The 14336-nt window shown below is 70.6% G+C and carries 15 protein-coding genes; 3 read left to right on the top strand and 12 right to left on the bottom strand.

Annotation, left to right across the window (positions count from 1 at the left end):
- Nucleotides 1-53: 53 nt before the first annotated feature.
- The 11 genes from PGB34_RS06000 to PGB34_RS06050 form a co-directional block, all read right to left on the bottom strand.
- Nucleotides 54-269 carry a TOBE domain-containing protein gene (locus tag PGB34_RS06000; protein ID WP_038216298.1) on the bottom strand — a complete coding sequence of 72 codons (216 nt, stop codon included), beginning with the start codon at nt 267-269 and terminating at the stop codon, nt 54-56.
- Between the two features lie 47 nt (nt 270-316).
- Nucleotides 317-1624 carry an O-acetylhomoserine aminocarboxypropyltransferase/cysteine synthase family protein gene (locus tag PGB34_RS06005; protein ID WP_271427155.1) on the bottom strand — a complete coding sequence of 436 codons (1308 nt, stop codon included), beginning with the start codon at nt 1622-1624 and terminating at the stop codon, nt 317-319.
- A gap of 41 nt (nt 1625-1665) precedes the next feature.
- On the bottom strand, nt 1666-2499 hold the full coding sequence (locus PGB34_RS06010; RefSeq protein ID WP_271427156.1) for an ATP-binding cassette domain-containing protein: 834 nt from the start codon (nt 2497-2499) through the stop codon (nt 1666-1668).
- Nucleotides 2500-2504: 5 nt separating this feature from the next.
- Nucleotides 2505-3479 (bottom strand): aliphatic sulfonate ABC transporter substrate-binding protein, encoded by a 975-nt coding sequence (locus tag PGB34_RS06015; RefSeq protein ID WP_271427157.1) that lies wholly within the window; start codon nt 3477-3479, stop codon nt 2505-2507.
- A 13-nt stretch (nt 3480-3492) separates the two neighbouring features.
- Nucleotides 3493-4326, bottom strand: coding sequence for an aliphatic sulfonate ABC transporter permease SsuC (ssuC, locus tag PGB34_RS06020; protein WP_271427158.1), 834 nt, complete (start codon nt 4324-4326; stop codon nt 3493-3495).
- Between the two features lie 8 nt (nt 4327-4334).
- Complete coding sequence (gene ssuD, locus PGB34_RS06025) at nt 4335-5510, bottom strand: FMNH2-dependent alkanesulfonate monooxygenase (protein ID WP_271427159.1); 1176 nt, start codon at nt 5508-5510, stop codon at nt 4335-4337.
- 9 nt (nt 5511-5519) lie between these two features.
- Nucleotides 5520-5651 (bottom strand): hypothetical protein, encoded by a 132-nt coding sequence (locus tag PGB34_RS06030; RefSeq protein WP_271427160.1) that lies wholly within the window; start codon nt 5649-5651, stop codon nt 5520-5522.
- Between the two features lie 19 nt (nt 5652-5670).
- Complete coding sequence (locus tag PGB34_RS06035; RefSeq protein WP_271427161.1) at nt 5671-6642, bottom strand: sulfonate ABC transporter substrate-binding protein; 972 nt, start codon at nt 6640-6642, stop codon at nt 5671-5673.
- Entirely contained in the window at nt 6639-6827 is a 189-nt protein-coding gene (locus tag PGB34_RS06040; RefSeq protein ID WP_271427162.1) for a hypothetical protein, read from the bottom strand. Before PGB34_RS06040 ends, PGB34_RS06035 begins: the two co-directional genes overlap by 4 nt.
- A gap of 101 nt (nt 6828-6928) precedes the next feature.
- Nucleotides 6929-7513: an NADPH-dependent FMN reductase gene (gene ssuE / locus PGB34_RS06045; RefSeq protein ID WP_271427163.1), complete on the bottom strand. Its 585-nt coding sequence runs from the start codon at nt 7511-7513 to the stop codon at nt 6929-6931.
- Nucleotides 7514-7568: 55 nt separating this feature from the next.
- Nucleotides 7569-8609 carry a sulfate ABC transporter substrate-binding protein gene (locus tag PGB34_RS06050; RefSeq protein WP_271427164.1) on the bottom strand — a complete coding sequence of 347 codons (1041 nt, stop codon included), beginning with the start codon at nt 8607-8609 and terminating at the stop codon, nt 7569-7571.
- 172 nt (nt 8610-8781) lie between these two features.
- On the opposite strand from PGB34_RS06050, the gene PGB34_RS06055 reads away from it, so the two are divergent.
- The 3 genes from PGB34_RS06055 (at nt 8782) to mnmC (ending at nt 13035) form a co-directional block, all read left to right on the top strand.
- Nucleotides 8782-9054 (top strand): oxidative damage protection protein, encoded by a 273-nt coding sequence (locus PGB34_RS06055; RefSeq protein WP_271427165.1) that lies wholly within the window; start codon nt 8782-8784, stop codon nt 9052-9054.
- Between the two features lie 143 nt (nt 9055-9197).
- Complete coding sequence (locus tag PGB34_RS06060) at nt 9198-11063, top strand: ATP-binding response regulator (protein WP_271427166.1); 1866 nt, start codon at nt 9198-9200, stop codon at nt 11061-11063.
- A gap of 94 nt (nt 11064-11157) precedes the next feature.
- On the top strand, nt 11158-13035 hold the full coding sequence (mnmC, locus tag PGB34_RS06065; protein WP_271427167.1) for an FAD-dependent 5-carboxymethylaminomethyl-2-thiouridine(34) oxidoreductase MnmC: 1878 nt from the start codon (nt 11158-11160) through the stop codon (nt 13033-13035).
- A gap of 29 nt (nt 13036-13064) precedes the next feature.
- On the opposite strand, the gene PGB34_RS06070 is transcribed toward mnmC, so the two are convergent.
- Nucleotides 13065-14234, bottom strand: a complete 1170-nt coding sequence (locus PGB34_RS06070; RefSeq protein ID WP_271427168.1) for a GGDEF domain-containing protein — start codon at nt 14232-14234, stop codon at nt 13065-13067.
- Nucleotides 14235-14336 lie beyond the last annotated feature (102 nt).

Consider the following 14336-nt stretch of genomic DNA (forward strand, 5'->3'; position numbering starts at 1 on the left):
GCTGGCGCACGCCGCGCTGCGCAGGGCCGTGCCCTTGAGCCCCATTCGCCCGCTCAGAGCTTGGCGATGGACACCTCGGTGGACTTGACCAGCGCTACCACGTCCGAGCCGATCTTCAGCTGCAGTTCGTCGACCGAGCGCGTGGTGATGACCGAGGTGACGATGCCCCAGGGCGTTTCGACGTCGACTTCGGAGACGACGTCGCCGCGGATGATCTCGCGCACCTTGCCCTTGAACTGGTTGCGCACGTTGATGGCTTGAATGGACATGATGAAGAACTCCTTGAGTTTGTTGAGGTGAATGAAAGAAGCCGGACTCAGCCCGCGGCAATCGCCAGCGCCTGGTCGAGATCGGCCTTGAGGTCGTCGATGTGTTCGATGCCGATGGACAGGCGCACGGTTTCCTCGCTCACGCCGGCACGCGCCAGCTCCTCGGGCGAGAGCTGCCGGTGCGTGGTCGAGGCCGGATGCGTGGCCAGCGAGCGCACGTCACCGATGTTGACCAGGCGCGTGAACAGCCGCAGCGCGTCGAGGAACTTCTCGCCGCCGGCGCGGCCGCTGTTGATGCCGAAGGTCAGCACGCCGCTGGCGCGCCCGCCCAGGTACTTCTGCGCCAGCGCATGGTCCGGGTGGTCTTCCAGGCCCGCGTAGTTCACCCACTTCACGGCCGGGTTGGCCTGCAGGTGCCTGGCAACGGCCAGCGTGTTCTCGCTGATGCGCTCCAGCCGCAGCGCCAGGGTCTCGATGCCCTGCAGGATCAGGAAGGCGTTGAAGGGCGAGATGGCTGCGCCCGTGTTGCGCAGCGGCACCACGCGCGCACGGCCGATGTAGGCGGCCGGGCCAAGCGCCTCGGTGTAGACTACGCCGTGGTAGCTCACGTCGGGCTCGTTCAGGCGCTTGAAGCGCTGCCTGTGCTGCGCCCACGGGAACTTGCCCGAATCGACGATGGCACCGCCGATGCTGGTGCCATGGCCGCCCAGGTACTTGGTCAGCGAATGCACCACGATGTCGGCCCCATGCTCGATGGGGCGCAGCAGGTAGGGCGAGGGCACGGTGTTGTCCACGATCAGCGGCACGCCGTGCCTGTGCGCCACGGCCGCGATGGCCGCGATGTCGGTCACGTTGCCAGCCGGATTGCCCAACGACTCGACGAACACCGCCTTTGTCTTCTCGTCGATCAGTTTTTCAAAGCTGGCGGGGTCGCGGTGGTCGGCAAAGCGCGTGCTGATGCCGAACTGCGGCAGCGTGTGCGCGAACAGGTTGTAGGTGCCGCCATACAGCGCCGTGCTGCTGACGATGTTGTCGCCGGCCTCGGCGATGGTCTGGATCGCATAGGTCACGGCGGCCTGGCCCGAAGCCAGGGCCAGCGCCGCGATGCCGCCCTCAAGCGCCGCCACGCGCTGCTCCAGCACGTCCTGCGTCGGGTTGTTGATGCGGCTGTAGATGTTGCCCGGCACCTTGAGGTCGAACAGGTCGGCGCCATGCTGCGCGCTGTCGAAGGCATAGGCGACGGTCTGGTAGATCGGCGGCGCGACCGCGCGCGTCGTGGGCTCGGGCGAGTAGCCGGCGTGCACCGAAAGGGTTTCGAACTTCCAGTTCTTGCCGGGTTGCGCTTCCTGGGTCATGGCCTGAGCTTCCTTGCGTGGATGGACGTGGATGGACGGACTCAGACGGCCCAGCGCAAGGTGTGCGCGCTTTGCCATTCGCTTTCGTTGGCGGCGGGGGCGCCGCCTGCCTCCTCGCTCGCGGGCTTCTGCAGCACGCGGTCGAGGATGCGCTTCTCGATGGCCGCAAAGGCCGCGTCGCCCTGCTGGCGCGGCCGGGCCAGCGCGATGCGTTCGTCCAGCGCGATGCGCCCGTCCTCGATCAGGATCACGCGGTCGGCCAGGGCCACGGCCTCCTGCACGTCGTGCGTGACCAGGAGCGCCGTGAAGCGATGCCGCTGCCACAGCCCTTCGATCAGACGGTGCATCTCGATGCGCGTGAGCGCGTCCAGCGCACCCAGCGGTTCGTCCAGCAGCAGCAGGCGCGGGTGGTGCACCAGCGCGCGCGCCAGGGCCACGCGCTGCCGCTGGCCGCCCGACAGGCGGGCCGGCCATTCGTTCTCGCGCTCGGCCAGGCCCACCTGGCCCAGCACTTCGCGCCCGCGCGAGCGCGCCGTGTCGGGCAGGCCCAGGGTCACGTTGTCGAGCACGCGGCGCCAGGGCAGCAGGCGTGCTTCCTGGAACATGATGCGCGTGTCTTCGTGCAGGCCGGCAACGCGCTGGCCATCGGTGAACAGGCCGCCTTCGCTGGCCTCTTCCAGCCCGGCCACCAGGCGCAGCAAGGTGCTCTTGCCGCAGCCGCTGCGGCCCACGATGGCGATGAACTCGCCCGGCGCCACCGCCAGCTGCGTGTGGCGCAGCACTTCGCGTTCGCCATAGCGCTTGGACAGGTTGCGCGCCTCCAGCCTGACGCCACCGGCCAGCGTGGCGCCTGTCGGGTTCACTGCTGCATTCATCGTCTTCAGACCTCGGGTTGGAAGAGTTCGACCTGCTGCGCATCGACCCGCCGGGGCAGCAGCTTCGCGGCCAGGAAGGCATCGGCAATGCGCTGCTGCTCGGCCAGCCGCTCGCGCGTGACCGCCCGCACGGCATAGCTGCGGCGTGCGTTGGCCTGTTCGACGATGGCCGCGTCCAGGCCCCAGAACGGCGCCAGCAGGGCCGCGGCCTCGCGCGGCTGCAGCTTGACCCAGCGGCCGGTCTTCTCCAGCGCCGCGTAGAGCACGCCCAGCACCCGGGGGTTGGCCTGCGCGAAGGGCGTGCCGGCCAGGTAGTAGCGCTGGTACGAGGCCAGGCCCTGGCCGTCGGCCAGCACGCGTGCGCCGGACTGGCGCTGCGCGGCCGAGAGGAAGGGGTCCCACACCACCCAGGCGTCGATGGCGCCGCGCTCGAAAGCCGCGCGGCCATCGGCCGGCGTGAGGTAGGCGGGTTCAATGTCGTTCAAGGACAGGCCGGCCTTCTCCAGCGCGGCGATCAGCAGGTAGTGCGCGCCAGCCGCCTTGGCAAAGCCGATCTTCCTGCCCTTGAGTTCGGCCACGCGGCGCAGCGGCGAATCGGCCTTGACCAGGATGGCCTGGGCCGTGGGCGATGGCGCCTCCTGCGCAACGAAGGTCAGTCGCGCACCTGCGGCCTGGGCGAAGACGGGCACCGTGTCGGCCACGTCGGCACTGAAGTCCACATTGCCCAGGTTCAGGGCTTCGAGCAGCGGCAGGCCGCTGGTGAACTCGTGCCAGCTTGGCTTGAAGCCCAGCGGCGCCAGCTGCGCGTCCAGCGTGCCCTGCAGCCGCAGCACGGCCGTGAGCGTGGACGATTTCTGGTAGCCGATGCGAACGCTCTTGAGCGTGTTGCCCTGGGCCCGTGCGGCCCAGGGTGCGAGCGTGGTGGCAGCCAGCGCGCCGATGGCGCTGCGGCGGGACCAGGTAGTGAAGTTGCGGTTCATGTGCGCGGCCTCCTCATGCGCGTTGATAGCCTGGGTGCCAGCGCAGCCAGCCGTGTTCGAGCGCGCGCGCGAACACATCGGCCAGCTTGCCCAGCAGGGCGTAGAGCAGGATGCCCACCAGCACCACATCGGTCTGCAGGAACTCGCGGGCGTTCATGGTCAGGTAGCCGATGCCCGATTGCGCCGAGATGGTCTCGGCCACGATCAGGATCACCCACATCAGGCCCAGCGAGAAGCGCAGGCCCACCAGGATCGACGACAGCGCGCCGGGCAGGATCACTTCGCGGTAGAGCTGCCAGCGCGAAAGGCCGTAGGTGCGGCCCATCTCGATGAGCTGCGGGTCCACGTTGCGGATGCCGTGGAAGGTGTTGAGGTAGATCGGGAAGAAGACCGAAACCGCGATCAGGAACAGCTTGGCCGATTCGTCGATGCCGAACCACAGGATCACCAGCGGGATGAGCGCCAGCGCCGGGATGTTGCGCACCATCTGGATGGTGGAATCGAGCAGCGTTTCGAAAAAGCGCACCGAGCCCGTGAGCAGGCCCAGCACCAGGCCGAGCCCGCCGCCGATGGCCAGGCCGGCCAGCGCGCGGCCCGCGCTGACCTTCACATGCGTCCACAGCTCACCCGAGACGGTGAGCGACCAGGCGGCCTTGACCACGTCCAGGGGCGCGGGCAGCACGCGCGTGGACAGCCAGCCCAGCGACGAGGCGATCTGCCACAGCACCACCAGGCCCACGGGCACCAGCCAGGGCACCAGGCGGGTCAGCACCTGCCGCAGCAGGACGCCTGCGCCAGCCGGCGCCGCGGCGGGCAAGGCTTGAAGGGATTGCACTTGTTCGGTCATGGGGGCCATCAGCTTTGGGATTGCAGGCGCGAAGGCGCGTCCAGATTGGCGACCACCTCGCCAAAAGGCCCGGTGACGCGGCTCGCGCCCAACTGTTCGCGCACGGCGCGCGGCAGCAGCGGGAACACCAGTTCGGCAAAGCGGTAGGCTTCCTCGAGGTGCGGGTAGCCCGAGAGGATGAAGGCGTCGATGCCCAGGGCCGCGTACTCCTGGATGCGCGCGGCCACCTGCTGCGGGTTGCCCACCAGGGCCGTGCCCGCACCGCCGCGCACCAGGCCCACACCAGCCCAGAGATTGGGGCTGATTTCCAGCGCTTCGCGACTGCGGTTGGCCCCTTTGGAATGCAAGGCGGCCATGCGGCGCTGCCCTTCCGAATCCATGCGCGCAAAGGCCTCCTGCGCGCGGATCACGGTGGAATCGTCCACGCGGCTGATCAGCGCTTCGGCCGCTTGCCACGCCTGTTCTTCGGTCTCGCGCACGATCACATGCAGCCGGATGCCGAAGCTCACGCGCCGCCCCCTGGCCTGAGCGCGCAGGCGCACGTCGGCGATCTTCTTGGCCACTTCGGCCGGCGTCTCGCCCCAGGTCAGGTAGCGCTCCACCTGCTCGGCCGCCAGGTCATGCGCCGCTTCGGAAGAGCCGCCGAACCACACGGGCGGATGCGGCTGCTGCACGCTCGGGAACAGCAGCTTGGCGCCCTTGACCTGCAGATGCCTGCCCTCGTAGTCGAAGCTCTGGCCTTCGTGACTGCGCGCGATGACTTCGCGCCAGATGCGGATGAACTCGGCCGACTGTTCGTAGCGCGCCGCGTGGTCGAGGAAGACGCCGTCGCCCTCGAGTTCCGCACGGTCGCCGCCCGTGACCAGGTTCACCAGCAGGCGACCGCCCGACAGCCGGTCGAAGGTGGCGGCCATGCGCGCGGCCAGCGCCGGCTGGTGCAGGCCCGGGCGCACGGCGACCAGGAATTTCAGCCGCTGCGTGGCGCCCATCAGGCTCGAGGCAATGACCCAGGGGTCTTCGCAGGAACGCCCCGTGGGAATGAGCACGCCCTCGTAGCCCAGCCGGTCGGCCGCACCGGCCACCTGCTGCAGGTAGGCCAGATCGACGGTGCGCGCACCCTCGGTGCTGCCCAGGTAGCGGCTGTCGCCGTGGGTGGGCAGGAACCAGAACACAGAAACACTCATAGCTTCATCTCACCAGGAATGCGCCAGCACGGGCGCGGGGTTGATCGGGCGCACGTCCCAGGCCAGGGCCGTCACGCCGATCACGCGCAGCGCCTGTGGCGACAGGCTCCGGCGCACGGTTTGAAGGGCATGGGCAGTCATGTCGTTCTCCCCTGCCCGTTCAGGCCAGGCCCGGGGCCGCGGCCTCGAGCACATTGATCTTTCTGGGGATCAGCTTGAGCGCGAAGAAGGTGTCCGCGATCTGCTGCTGCTCGGCCAGGATGGCCTTGGTGATCGGGCCGGTGCCGAACTGCGTGCGCCGGGTCGACACATCGACCACCGGTTTCGGAATGCCCCACAGGCCCGAAAGCTCGGTCGCCAGCGCCTCGCGGTTGGCAGCGCCCCAACGGTCGATCTTGTCGATCTCCTCGACCAGGATCCGCGTCACGTCGACGTTCCTGCTCGCGTAGTCCAGCGAGGAGAAGTAGTAGGCGCGGTTGCCCACCACACCCGTGGCGTCGGCCAGCACGCGGCCGCCCAGGCCCACCTCGGCCGCGGCCAGGAAGGGGTCCCAGATCACCCAGGCGTCGATGGAGCCTTTTTCGAAAGCCGCGCGCGCATCGGCGGGAGCCAGATAGACCAGGTTCAGGTCGGCGTAGGCCAGGCCGTGCTTTTCGGCCAGCCGGGCGATGAAGTAATGGACGTTGCTGCCCTTGTTCAGCGCCACGCGCCTGCCCTTGAGATCGGCCACCGACTTGATGGCGGAGTTCCCGGGCACCAGCACCGCTTCGGAGGCCGGGCGCGGCACGGTCGCGCCCACATAGGCCAGCGGCGCGCCCGCGGCCTGGGCGAAGATGGGCGGCGCCTCGCCCACGTCGCCGAAGTCGATGGAGCCCACGTTCAGGGCCTCGAGCTGCACCGGCCCGGCCGTGAACTCGGTCCATTTCACGCTCACGCCCAGGGGCGCAAGGCGCTGCTCCAAAGTGCCGCGGCCCTTGAGCAGGCTCAGGTAGCCCTTCTGGTGGCCCACGCGCAGCTCGCGCCGCGCGCCCTGGGCGATGGCCGCAAAGCCCGTGACGCTGGCCGTGCCGCCAAGGGCCACGCCCTGCAGCAGGCGGCGGCGCGTGAGCGTGTGTTTGGCGGATGTCGTCATGCGGCCTCCAGGGGCTGTGCAGAAGGGGCGGACTGCGTGGATGCGGCCTGGGCCGAATTCACGCCCAGGAAGGAAGTGACCAGCGCGATGGCCAGCACCAGCAGCACGGCGATCAGCAGATCGGCCAGGCGCAGCCAGGCCGGGCGCGGCGCGGCGGGAAGGGGGTCGGCAAAACTGGGAGGCATGGATTTCTCTCTCGGGTTCGAGGCAAAGCGCGGCCCATCCCGCCGCAAGGCGGGTTCAGGCAACGGGCATGGGAAGAAGGGGTGGCGAGAAGGCGGCGGCGTCAGACGCTACATCGCACCCGCGAGAAATGGATGGGGTCGAAGCCGCTGCGGGCGGTCGATGGGAAGGCTTCCGCCTGCAGCGTGTCCACGGCTTCGGCCAGCCGGTCGGCAATGTCGACCTGGAGCTGCCAGCCGCCTTCAGGCGTCAGCGTGACCTGCGCATCGCTGGCATAGACGCCCGGCAGGATGTGACGCGCACCGAGCGCACCCAGCACGGGGCGCAGCGCATAGTCCAGCGCCAGCATGTGGTGGGCACTGCCGCCGGTGGCCAGCGGCAGCACCGTCTTGCCCTTGAGCGCGCTCTGCGGCAGCAGGTCCAAGAAGGTCTTGAGCAGGCCGCTGTAGGCCGCCTTGTAGACCGGCGTGGCCACCACCACCGCGCGCGCCGCCGCCACCTGGTCGGTCGCGCGCTGCAGTTGCGCGTCGTCGAACTGCGCATGCACCAGCGCCTGGGCCGGCAGCTCGCGCACCGTCAGGCGCTGCACCTCCAGCCCGCGCCGGCGCAGGCGCAGCGCCGCGGCATCGAGCAAGGCGGCGGAGCGCGAGGGGGCCGTGGGGCTGCCGGCAATCAGGAGGACGGTCATCGAAGGCTGACGAGAAAGAAGGAAGAAAGGAAGAAAGGCGCTGCGGGCGCCTGCCTTACTTCTGCTTCTGGGTATAGATCTGGTCGAAGGAGCCGCCGTCGGCGAAGTGCTCCTTGTCGGCCTTGGCCCAGCCGCCGAAGCCCTGGTCGATGGTGAACAGCGTGAGCTTGGGGAAGACCTTGTCGTACTTGGCCTTGGCCTTTTCGGAGACGGCCGGGCGGTAGAAGTGCTTGCCCGCGATGTCCTGGCCCTCTTCGGTGTACCAGTACTTGAGGTATTCCTCGGCCACGGCGCGGGTGCCGCGCTTGTCCACCACCTTGTCGACCACGGCCACCGCGGGCTCGGCCAGGATGGAGATCGAAGGCACCACGATCTCGAACTTCTCGGGGCCGAATTCCTTGAGCGCCAGGAAGGCCTCGTTCTCCCAGGCCAGCAGCACATCGCCCACGCCGCGCTGCACGAAGGTGATGGTCGAGCCGCGCGCGCCGGTGTCCAGCACGGGCACGTTCTTGTACAGGTTGCCCACGAAGTCCCTGGCCTTGGCATCGCCACCGTACTTGCGCTTGGCGAATTCCCAGGCCGCCAGGTAGTTCCAGCGTGCGCCGCCCGAGGTCTTGGGGTTGGGCGTGATCACCTGCACGCCGGGCTTGACCAGGTCGTCCCAGTCCTTCAGGCCCTTGGGGTTGCCTTTCTTGACCAGGAACACGATGGTCGAGGTGTAGGGCGCGCTGTTGTGCGGCAGCCGCTTCTGCCAGTCGGCCTTGAGCAGGCCGCCGTTCTTGACCAGCGCGTCGGTGTCGCCGGCCAGGGCCAGCGTGGCCACGTCGGCTTCCAGGCCGTCGATGATGGAGCGGGCCTGCTTGCCCGAGCCGCCATGCGACTGCTTGATGCTCACGTCCTGGTTGGCCTTGGCCTTCCAGTGCGCGGCAAAAGCCTTGTTGAATTCCACGTACAGCTCGCGAGTGGGGTCGTAGGAGACATTGAGCAGGGTCACCGGCGGCTTGGCCTGGGCGAAGGCCGGGGTCAGCGGCAGGGCCATGGCCAGCGCAGCGCCGGTGCCCAGGGAAAGCTTGATAAAGTCGCGTCGCAAGTTCATGTTCTACTCATAAATGCATAAGGTCGATGCCCTGCATTCTGGATAGCGCATATCGAATCTGAAACAACCGAGTTTTCAGTTCTAAATAGCGAAATGAGCTAAGGCCGCGCCGCTGCAGGCGCCGGCTCCCCCCTCCCCCGATCACCCGCAGATTCATCATCAGAGGTTCCACATGGCACGCATGGTCCAGTGCATCAAGCTCGGCACCGAGGCCGAAGGTCTTGACTTTCCCCCCTACCCCGGCGAGCTGGGCAAAAAAATCTGGCAGAGCGTGAGCAAGCAGGCCTGGGCCGACTGGCTCAAGCACCAGACCATGCTGGTCAACGAGAACCGCCTGAACCTGGCCGACCAGCGCGCCCGCGAGTACCTCAAGCGCCAGATGGAAAAGCATTTCTTCGGCGATGGTGCCGACGCCGCCCAGGGCTACGTGCCGCCCAGCAACTGAGCGAACCGGCCCAGGCGCCAGACACGATGCCGGCCCTCAGGGCCGGTTTTTTTTGGCGATTTGCCGGTCGATGACGCGCGCGGGGCGCAAGCGCCGGGCGCACCGTCATCGACGGCGCCCATGCCGCTCCTACACTGCGGCGCATGCGCCACTCGACGGCTCCGGTCCAGCTCGATGCCCCCGCCTTCGGGCCCGCTGCGGTGCAGGACAGACCCGAGGCCCGCGCCCGGCTGATCCGCGAACGCCTGCTGCGCCGCATGTTCGCGATGGGGCCGCCCACCCTGCTCTCGGCCGGCGTGGCGGTCCTGGCCCTGTCGGCCGTCTTCTTCTGGCTGTCGCGCAGCGTGTGGCCGCTGCTCTGGGGCCTTCTGCTGGGCGTGCTGCTGGCCCTGCGCTGGGGCTTCATGCGCTGGAATGCGCGCCTGTATCCCGAACCCGAGTTCGCCCTGCGCCAGCCGGCCGGCGCCTGGCGCTACCTGTTGCCGCTCACGGTCTATGCCTTCGGCTGGACCGCCGCCCCCTGGGCGCTGATGCCGCCCGGCACCGAAACGCCCGAGCGCATCCTGATCCTGCTGCTGGGCCTGTTCAGCACGCTGATCGGCGCCGTGCCCATCCTCGCCAACTGGCCCGCCATGGTGCCGGCCTTCGTGCTGCCCTTCACGCTGGGCGTGGTGAGCCGCTTTGGCTGGATGGGCGGCAGCGACGGCGGTTTTGCCTGCGCGGTCGCGCTGATCTTCGGCGCGGCCATGGCCCGCTTCTCGCTGTCGCAGCACCAGTTGATCCGGCGCAGCCTGTCCGACCAGATCGACAAGGAACTGCTGAGCGAGCAGTTGCTGGACCAGTCGCAGGAGCTGCAGCGCCTGAACCGCGAGCGCAGCCGCTTCTTCGCCTCGGCCAGCCATGACCTGCGCCAGCCGGTGCACGCGCTGGCCCTGTTCTCGCGCTCGCTGGAGCGCGACCTGGCCGGCCACGCGCTGGCCCCCGTGGCCGCGCGCGTGGTGCAGGCCACCGACGCCGTCAGCGGCCTGCTCAACGCGATGCTGGACATCTCCAAGATCGACGCCGGCACCGTGGTGCCGCAGCCGCGCGCGATCGCGGCCGACCAGCTCTTCCTGCGCCTGGCGCAGTTGTTCGAGTCGCGCGCGCAGGAGGCCGGGCTGAGCCTGCGCTTTCACCTAGTGCCCGAATGGCTGCAGACTGACCCCGAGCTGCTGCTGCGCATCGTCACCAACTTCGTGGACAACGCGCTCAAGTACACGCGCCGCGGTGGCCTGCTGGTCAGCGCGCGCCCGCGCGGCGAGCGGCTGCGCATCGCCGTGTGGGACACCGGACTGGGCATCGCGCCCGAGCACATGCCCCATGTGTTCGACGAGTTCTACCAGGTCGACAACCCGCAGCGCGACGTGGCGCGCGGCCTGGGCATCGGCCTGGCCATCGTCAAGCGCCTGGCCGAACTGCTGGGCGCCGAGGTGGGCGCGCGCTCGCGCAGGAGCCGCGGCAGCGTGTTCTGGATCGACGTGCCGCGCCAGTGGCACCGGCCGCAGGAACTGGCGCCGCCGCCGGCGCAGCAGGGCACGGCGCCGCCCGCGGCCGCCCATTCGCAGCCCATGCCCCGGCCGCCCGCGCCGCGCCTGCTGCTGCTGGACGACGAGCTGCCCGTGGGCGAGGCGGTGCGCATGTGGCTGTCGCCGCATTGCGCGCGCATCGAGGTCACGCAGCGCCTGGAGGCCGCGCGCGCCCTCGTGCAGGCTGCGCCCGATGGCTTCGACGCCTTCATCATCGACTTCCGGCTGGCCGATCCGCAGGACGGCATCGCCGCCACGGCCGAGCTGCGCCGGCTGGCCGGGCGCGCGGTGCCCACCATCCTCGTGACCGGCGACACCGACCCCGCGCGCGTGCGCGCCGCCTATGCCAGCGGCCTGGTCGTGATGTTCAAGCCCGTGCAGCCCGAGCTGCTGCTGCAGACCCTGCACCAGATCATCGCCGCCGCCGGCCCCGCGCGGCGCTGAGCACCCGGCCCGCACCGCGCCGCGTGGTCAAATCGGCGCCCCCTGGCGCCTCGCCCGGCGCCACCGCCCTTGCCCCACCCTTGCAGCCCTGCGCATGATCGCCCCTGTCGAATGGCGGCCCGACGGCCTGCCCTTCAGCCCCCGCTTCGGCGACATCTACCACTCCGAAAGCGGCGCACTGGCGCAGACGCGCCACGTGTTCATCGGCGGCTGCGGCCTGCCGCAGGCCTGGCGCGGCCAGGCGCAATGGCGCATCCTGGAAACCGGCTTCGGCCTGGGCCTGAACTTCCTGGCCACCTGGCAGGCCTGGCGTGCCGACCCGCAGCGCCCCGGCCTGCTGCATTTCGTCTCGGTCGAAGCCTTTCCGGTGACGCAGGAAGACCTGCTGCGCGCCGCGCGCGCCCACCCCGAGCTCCTGCCGCTGGCTGAGGCGCTGGCCGCGCAGTGGCAGGGCCTGCTGCCCGGCTTTCACCGGCTGGCCTTCGACCAGGGGCGCGTGCTGCTGACGCTGTGCGTGGGCGAGGTGCAGCCCATGCTGCGCGCGCACCGGCCCTTCCAGGCAGACAGCCTGTTCCTGGACGGCTTCAGCCCGCGCCTGAACCCGCAGATGTGGACACCCGAGACGCTCAAGGCCGTCGCGCGCTTCGCGCGGCCCGGCACGCGGCTGGGCACCTGGACCTATGCGCGCGCCGTGCGCGATGCGCTGACGCCGCTGGGCTTCGTGCTCACGCGCGCGCCCGGCCTGCCGCCCAAGCGCGACGCGCTGCAGGGGGTGTTTGCGCCCAACTGGACGCGCCGCCCCTCGCCGGCCGTGCAGCAGGTGCTGGATGAAGAGGCCGGCCCGATCGCACGCTGCGCCGTGGTGGGTGCCGGCCTGGCCGGCGCGGCCGTGGCGGCCAGCCTGGCCCGGCGCGGCTGGCAGGTGACGGTGCTCGATGCCGCCGCCCGGCCGGCGGCCGCGGCCTCGGGCACGCCCGCGGCCGTGCTCGCGCCCCATGTGTCGCCCGACGACGCCCTGCTTTCCCGCCTGACCCGCGCCGGCGCCCGCGCCACCTGGCAGGAGGTGCGGCGCCTGCTGGTGCAGGGGCAGGACTGGCAGGCCCCGGGCGTGCTGGAGCGGCGCACGCCCCAGGGCCTGCGCCTGCCGCCGCTGTGGCAGCCCGATGGACCCAACCGCTCGTGGGTCGCCGACGCAGCCACGCTGCAGGCCGCCGCGCTGCCGACCGACACGCCCGCGCTGCGGCACGACGAGGGCGGCTGGGTGCGGCCCGCGCGGCTGGTGCAGGCCTGGCTCGCGCAGCCGGGCATCCGCTTCGAGGGCGAGGCGCCCATCGCGCGCATCGACTGGGCGGACGGCCTGTTCACGCTGAGCGACGCCGCAGGCCGCGTGCGGGCCCGGGCCGAGCGCGTGGTGCTGGCCGGTGGCGCCAGCGGCCGGGCCCTGGCGCAGGGCCTGCCGCTGCAGCCCGTGCGCGGCCAACTGGCCTGGGGGCCTCACCCCGAGGAAGGCCTGGCCGCCGGCGTGCTGCCTGCCATGCCGCTCAACGGCGACGGGCACCTGGTGCCCTGGCTGGCCGACGACGCGGGCCGGCCCTGCTGGCTCACGGGTTCGACCTTCGAGCCCGGCGACGACAGCAGCGCGCTGCGGCCCGAAGGCCGGGCCCACAACCTCGCGCGGCTCGCGCGCCTGCATCCGCCGCTGGCCGCAGCGCTGGCACCGGCCTTTGCGCAGGGCCGGGTGCAGGACTGGGCCGGCGTGCGCTGCGCCTCGGCCGACCGGCGCCCGCTGGTGGGTCCGCTCGATGCGGCCCGGCCGGGCCTGTGGGTCTGCACCGCGCTGGGCTCGCGCGGGTTGAGCTTTGCCACGCTGTGCGCCGAGCTGCTGGCCGCGCGCTGGCATGGCGAACCGCTGCCGGTGCCCGCGGCCTGGGCCCGCGGCGTGGACACGGCGCGGCTGCGCGACGCGGGCTGATCCCGCGCCAGGCCGCGCCAGGCCGCGCCTCAGGGGCGCGATTGCGGGGCCGCCTGCAACGGCGACGGTGCAGCATCGCGCTCGGCCGGCCCGGCCTGCTGCACCTGGTTGCGGCCCTGCCCCTTGGCCCGGTAGAGCGCGCGGTCGGCACGCTGGATCAGCGCGTCCAGCGGGGTCTGCGGGCTCTGCGTGGGGCCCGCCAGCGCCAGGCCGATGCTCACCGTGCAGCCCAGCGCGCGCGCCTGCACGGCCTGCCGCAGACGCTCCGCCACTTCCAGGGCCTGCGCGGCAGCATGGCCTTCGAGCAGGATGACGAACTCCTCGCCGCCGTAGCGGCCCAGCGCCGCGCCCGGCGGCAGCGCGTCGGCCATCACGCGCGCCAGGGTGGCCAGCACGCGGTCACCGGCCTGGTGGCCCTGGGCGTCATTGATGCGCTTGAAATGGTCCAGGTCCAGCATCAGCACGGCCACCAGCGGCCGGCCCGGGTCGGCCAGCGCAGCCTCGGCACGGCTCATCCAGCTGCGGCGCGTCAGGGCATGGGTCAGCCCGTCGTGCGTGGCCATGTGCTCGAACTCGACGCGCACGCGCTCGGTGGCCATGAACAGCACGCCCACGCCCAGCAGCAGCACGGCAAAGGCATAGGAGGCCACGTAGGCGCCCTGCACCGACGAGGGCATGTAGATGTGCATGTCGGGGCGGTCCACCCACCAGGTCAGCACGCCCCGCACCCCCATCACCAGACTCAGGCAGCCCAGCACGCCGGCCATGAAGCGCGAGGCCCAGCCCTGGCCGTGGCGCAGCAAAAGCCGCAGGTGCGCCAGCGCGATGAAGGCCAGCGTGCCGGTGAACACGCTGATGCGCACCCGGTAGTCGGGCACCACGAACTGGAAGAAGGCGATCACGCCCAGGCTGATGCAGCACAGCCACAGCATGGGCCCGGGCGCCTTCGGGCAGCCGAGGAAGCGCCGGCTGCCCGCCATCAGCAGCGCGAAGCCGAACATCACCAGCGCATTGCCCGGCATGGTGGCCAGGCCCGTGGGCAGCACGTGGTTGAGCAGGTACGAGGCCGTGCCCAGCGCGTACATCAGCAGCGCGCAGCCCCAGGCGCGCAGGCCCGGGATCCGCGCTGCATAGCGGCCCGGCAGGCCCAGCAGGAGCGCGCCGATGACCAGGGACATCAGCCCAGCCATCGTGCTCATCGAAACGGGGTCCAGGCGCATGAGGAAGGTTCGGGATTCGGGCCGGCGGCCCTGCGGGCGGGAGCCCCGCCGACGCGTGTACGATTTGTCACCGATTATTTC

Source organism: Xenophilus arseniciresistens, from assembly GCF_028023875.1.
GTDB classification, from domain to species: Bacteria; Pseudomonadota; Gammaproteobacteria; order Burkholderiales; family Burkholderiaceae_C; genus Xenophilus; species Xenophilus arseniciresistens.

Bases quoted from the DNA above. Each gene is read 5' to 3' on its own strand.
- PGB34_RS06000 (WP_038216298.1), bottom strand. From the start codon at position 269: ATGTCCATTCAAGCCATCAACGTGCGCAACCAGTTCAAGGGCAAGGTG.
- PGB34_RS06005 (WP_271427155.1), bottom strand. From the start codon at position 1,624: ATGACCCAGGAAGCGCAACCCGGCAAGAACTGGAAGTTCGAAACCCTT.
- PGB34_RS06010 (WP_271427156.1), bottom strand. From the start codon at position 2,499: ATGAATGCAGCAGTGAACCCGACAGGCGCCACGCTGGCCGGTGGCGTC.
- PGB34_RS06015 (WP_271427157.1), bottom strand. From the start codon at position 3,479: ATGAACCGCAACTTCACTACCTGGTCCCGCCGCAGCGCCATCGGCGCG.
- ssuC (WP_271427158.1), bottom strand. From the start codon at position 4,326: ATGACCGAACAAGTGCAATCCCTTCAAGCCTTGCCCGCCGCGGCGCCG.
- ssuD (WP_271427159.1), bottom strand. From the start codon at position 5,510: ATGAGTGTTTCTGTGTTCTGGTTCCTGCCCACCCACGGCGACAGCCGC.
- PGB34_RS06030 (WP_271427160.1), bottom strand. From the start codon at position 5,651: ATGACTGCCCATGCCCTTCAAACCGTGCGCCGGAGCCTGTCGCCACAG.
- PGB34_RS06035 (WP_271427161.1), bottom strand. From the start codon at position 6,642: ATGACGACATCCGCCAAACACACGCTCACGCGCCGCCGCCTGCTGCAG.
- PGB34_RS06040 (WP_271427162.1), bottom strand. From the start codon at position 6,827: ATGCCTCCCAGTTTTGCCGACCCCCTTCCCGCCGCGCCGCGCCCGGCC.
- ssuE (WP_271427163.1), bottom strand. From the start codon at position 7,513: ATGACCGTCCTCCTGATTGCCGGCAGCCCCACGGCCCCCTCGCGCTCC.
- PGB34_RS06050 (WP_271427164.1), bottom strand. From the start codon at position 8,609: ATGAACTTGCGACGCGACTTTATCAAGCTTTCCCTGGGCACCGGCGCT.
- PGB34_RS06055 (WP_271427165.1), top strand. From the start codon at position 8,782: ATGGCACGCATGGTCCAGTGCATCAAGCTCGGCACCGAGGCCGAAGGT.
- PGB34_RS06060 (WP_271427166.1), top strand. From the start codon at position 9,198: ATGCGCCACTCGACGGCTCCGGTCCAGCTCGATGCCCCCGCCTTCGGG.
- mnmC (WP_271427167.1), top strand. From the start codon at position 11,158: ATGATCGCCCCTGTCGAATGGCGGCCCGACGGCCTGCCCTTCAGCCCC.
- PGB34_RS06070 (WP_271427168.1), bottom strand. From the start codon at position 14,234: ATGAGCACGATGGCTGGGCTGATGTCCCTGGTCATCGGCGCGCTCCTG.